At 61.9% G+C, this 3509-nt stretch carries 3 protein-coding genes; all 3 read right to left on the bottom strand.

The annotated features are described in order from the left end of the window. Window positions 1-735 (bottom strand): sugar phosphate nucleotidyltransferase (locus EN750_RS24125; RefSeq protein ID WP_148669945.1); only part of this gene is annotated, 735 nt, incomplete at its 3' end. A gap of 35 nt (window positions 736-770) precedes the next feature. After that, the gene (glgB, locus tag EN750_RS24120) at window positions 771-2984 is read right to left on the bottom strand and encodes a 1,4-alpha-glucan branching protein GlgB (RefSeq protein ID WP_127397875.1); all 2214 of its coding nucleotides are present in this window, start codon (window positions 2982-2984) and stop codon (window positions 771-773) included. 106 nt (window positions 2985-3090) lie between these two features. Continuing rightward, window positions 3091-3509: glycogen/starch/alpha-glucan phosphorylase (locus tag EN750_RS24115; protein WP_145967872.1), on the bottom strand; the 419-nt coding region annotated here is incomplete at its 5' end.

Raw genomic sequence — 3509 nt, 5'->3', positions numbered from 1 at the left:
GTGCTGGACGATGTAGGGGATGATGTCCTTGCCGAAGTCGCGGCTCGAGCCCGGCTCGGCCGCATCGCGGCGCAATTGCTCCATCAGGAATTTGGTCTTGAAAACGTAAATGCCCATCGAGGCCAGGGCAAACTCCGGCTTGTCGGGAATGCCGGGCGGATCGGCAGGCTTTTCGACGAAGGCGATGATGTTGTCCTTGGCATCGACATGCATGACGCCGAAGCCGGTGGCTTCCATGCGCGGCACTTCGAGGCAGCCGACGGTGACATCGGCATTGGCATCGACATGCTGGCGAAGCATCATCTCGTAGTCCATCTTGTAGATGTGATCGCCGGCCAGGATGACCATGTATTCGGGCCCGTAGGCCTCGATGATGTCGATGTTCTGGTAGACGGCGTCGGCGGTGCCTTCATACCACTGCGTTTCCGAGACGCGCTGGCTGGCCGGCAGGATGTCGAAACTCTCGTTTCGTTCAGGGCGCAGGAAGTTCCAGCCGCGCTGCAGATGGCGGATCAGCGAATGCGCCTTGTACTGAGTGGCGACACCGAGGCGGCGAATGCCGGAATTGAGCGCGTTGGAAAGCGCGAAGTCGATGATGCGCGTCTTGCCGCCGAAATAGACGGCCGGCTTGGCACGCCGGTCGGTCAGTTCCTTGAGGCGGCTCCCACGGCCGCCGGCCAATACATAGGCCATGGCATCGCGCGCCAGCGGCTGGGTCCGTTTCAGGTCTGCCATTTCTACCCTCCCAAGTTACTCGATATCGACATGGCTCAGTCGGCAACGAGTTCAAGCATGATCGTCGACAGCGGCGGCAAAAGCATCGTCGCTGAGATGTTTCCTCCCTCCGCCCGCGCCTCGACCATGCCGCCATTGCCCTTGCCGGAACCGCCATATTCCGAAGCGTCGGTGTTGATGATCTCACGCCATTTGCCTGATGTCGGCAACGGCACGCGATAATTGTCACGCGGCACCGGCGTAAAATTGGAAATGACGGCCACCGGGCTGCCGCCCGGTGCACTGCGCAGCCAGGCAAAAACCGAATTCTGGCTGTCATCGACGATCAGCCAGGAAAACCCTTCCGGCTCACAATCACGGCCATGCAGTGCCGGGCGCGAACGGTAGAGATAGTTGAGATCGCGCACCGTCTGCCAGACGCCGCGATGCGGCCGGAATTCAAGCAGGTTCCAGTCGAGCGCGCGCGCCTCGCTCCATTCGCGGCGCTGCGCGAACTCCTGCCCCATGAAAAGCAGCTTCTTGCCGGGATAGCCCCACATGAAAGCGTAGTACGCGCGCAGCGTCGCAAACTTCTGCCAGTCGTCGCCGGCCATCTTGCCAAGCAGCGTGCCTTTGCCGTGCACAACCTCGTCGTGCGAGAGCGGCAGCACGAAATTCTCCGAAAAGGCGTAGGTCAGGCCGAAGGTGAGGTCGTTGTGGTGGTGTTTTCGGAAGATCGGTTCCTTGGAGAAATACTCCAGCGTGTCGTGCATGAAGCCCATATTCCACTTGAAGCCGAAGCCCAGCCCGCCTTCATGCACCGGTGCCGAGACCTTCGGCCAAGAGGTCGATTCCTCGGCGATGGTCATCACGCCCGGATGGTGGCCGTAGACCTCCTTGTTCATCTTCTGCAGGAAGCTGACCGCCTCGAGATTCTCGCGGCCGCCTTTCTCGTTGGGGATCCATTCGCCGGCCTTGCGCGAATAGTCGAGGTACAGCATCGAGGCGACCGCATCGACGCGAAGACCGTCGACATGGTATTTCTCGGCCCAGAACAACGCATTGTTGACCAGGAACGACACCACCTCGCGGCGGCCGAAATTGTAGATCGCGGTGTTCCAGTCGGGATGAAACCCCTTGCGCGGATCGGCATGTTCATAGAGCGCGGTGCCATCGAAATTGGCCAGGCCGTGCTCATCGACCGGGAAATGCGCGGGCACCCAGTCGAGAATAACGCCGACGCCGGCACGGTGGGCGCCGTCGACGAAGCGGGCAAAGCCGTCCGGATCGCCAAAGCGGGCCGATGGCGCGTAGAGGCCGGTCGTCTGGTAGCCCCAGGACGGGTCATACGGGTGTTCGGAGATCGGCATGAATTCGATATGGGTGAAGCCGGTCTCGACCACATAGGGGATCAGCCGGTCGGCCAGTTCGTCCCATGACAGAAACGTACCGTCGTCGCGAAGCTGCCAGGAGCCGGCATGGACCTCGTAGATCGAAATGGCTTCGCGCCGGTGATCGGCATTGCGCCAGAAATTGCGATGCGCCTCGTCGCCCCACTCATGCGCCGGCGGCACGGCCACGACCGAAGCGGTGGCCGGACGCAGTTCGGACTTTAAGGCGAACGGATCGGCCTTCAGCGGCAGCCTGACGCCGTCGGGGCCGATGATCTCGTATTTGTAGGGCCGGCCGGCACCAATATCGGGAATGAACACCTCCCAGATGCCGGTGTCGCGGCGATCCCGCATCGAGTGCCGGCGGCCGTCCCATTCGTTGAAATCGCCGACCACAGAGACACGCCGCGCATTGGGAGCCCAGACGGCGAAATGCACGCCCGTGGCGCCTTCGTGCTCGATGACATGGGCGCCGAGCTTGTCGAACAGCCTGAGATGCGATCCCTCGGCGATGTAGTAGTCGTCCATCGGCCCGAGCACCGGACCGAACGAATAGGGATCGGTCAGCCACCAGTCGCCGCCGGCATTGCGCGCGTGATAGCGAAGCGGTTGCCGCTTCTTGATCGAGAGCTTGCCTTCGAAAAAGCCGCCATCGTCGCGCCTGGACAATTCACCCGCGATGGTGCCGGTCAGCGTATAAGCGGTGACGAATTCGGCATTCGGAACAAAGCAGCGGGCCACAAAACCCTTCCCAGCCTCCTGAACACCGAGAATGGCAAACGGATCGCCATGCGTGCCGGCAACAATCGCCGCAACATCGCTGGCTGCCGCCAGTCCGTCCGGCCCGCTTGTCGCAGCGGTCGCGCGCGGCTTCTTCATCAGGCAGTGTCCCTCCCCAGGCACCGAGTGTTTGTTTCTAGTGGTGTGATCCGACTTTCAAGTCACACCACCGGGACCACACTGTTTGCGGCCTCATGCAATCACATCAGGCAGGCACGTTCCAGATTTCTTTCGCATATTGGCGGATCGTGCGATCGGAGGAGAACCAGCCGACACGCGCCACATTGCGGATTGCCCTGGCGTACCAGTCGGGACTGTTGCGCCAGACCGCATCGACCTCGCGCTGGGCGGTGGCATAGGCGTCGAAATCGGCGGCGACCATGAACCAGTCGCTGTTGTAGAGGCCGTTGACGAGGTCGCGGTAACGCTCCGGATCGTCCGGCGAAAAGACGCCCGACGAGACGGCAGCGACCGCTTGCGCGAGCTCAGATGATCCTTCGATGACGGCGCGCGGATCGTAACCGTTGTTGCGCCGCTCGGCGACCTCGGCGGTGGTCAGGCCGAAGATGAAGATGTTGTCGTCGCCGACGCATTCCTTGATCTCGACATTGGCACCGTCGAGCG

The sequence above is a fragment of the Mesorhizobium sp. M7A.F.Ca.ET.027.03.2.1 genome, assembly GCF_003999175.1.
Classification (GTDB): domain Bacteria; phylum Pseudomonadota; class Alphaproteobacteria; order Rhizobiales; family Rhizobiaceae; genus Mesorhizobium.
This window is presented reverse-complemented; position numbering and strand designations above follow the sequence as displayed.

What these genes read in the sequence shown, in the direction of transcription:
- glgB (WP_127397875.1), bottom strand. Translation starts at nt 2,984, where the DNA reads ATGAAGAAGCCGCGCGCGACCGCTGCGACAAGCGGGCCGGACGGACTG.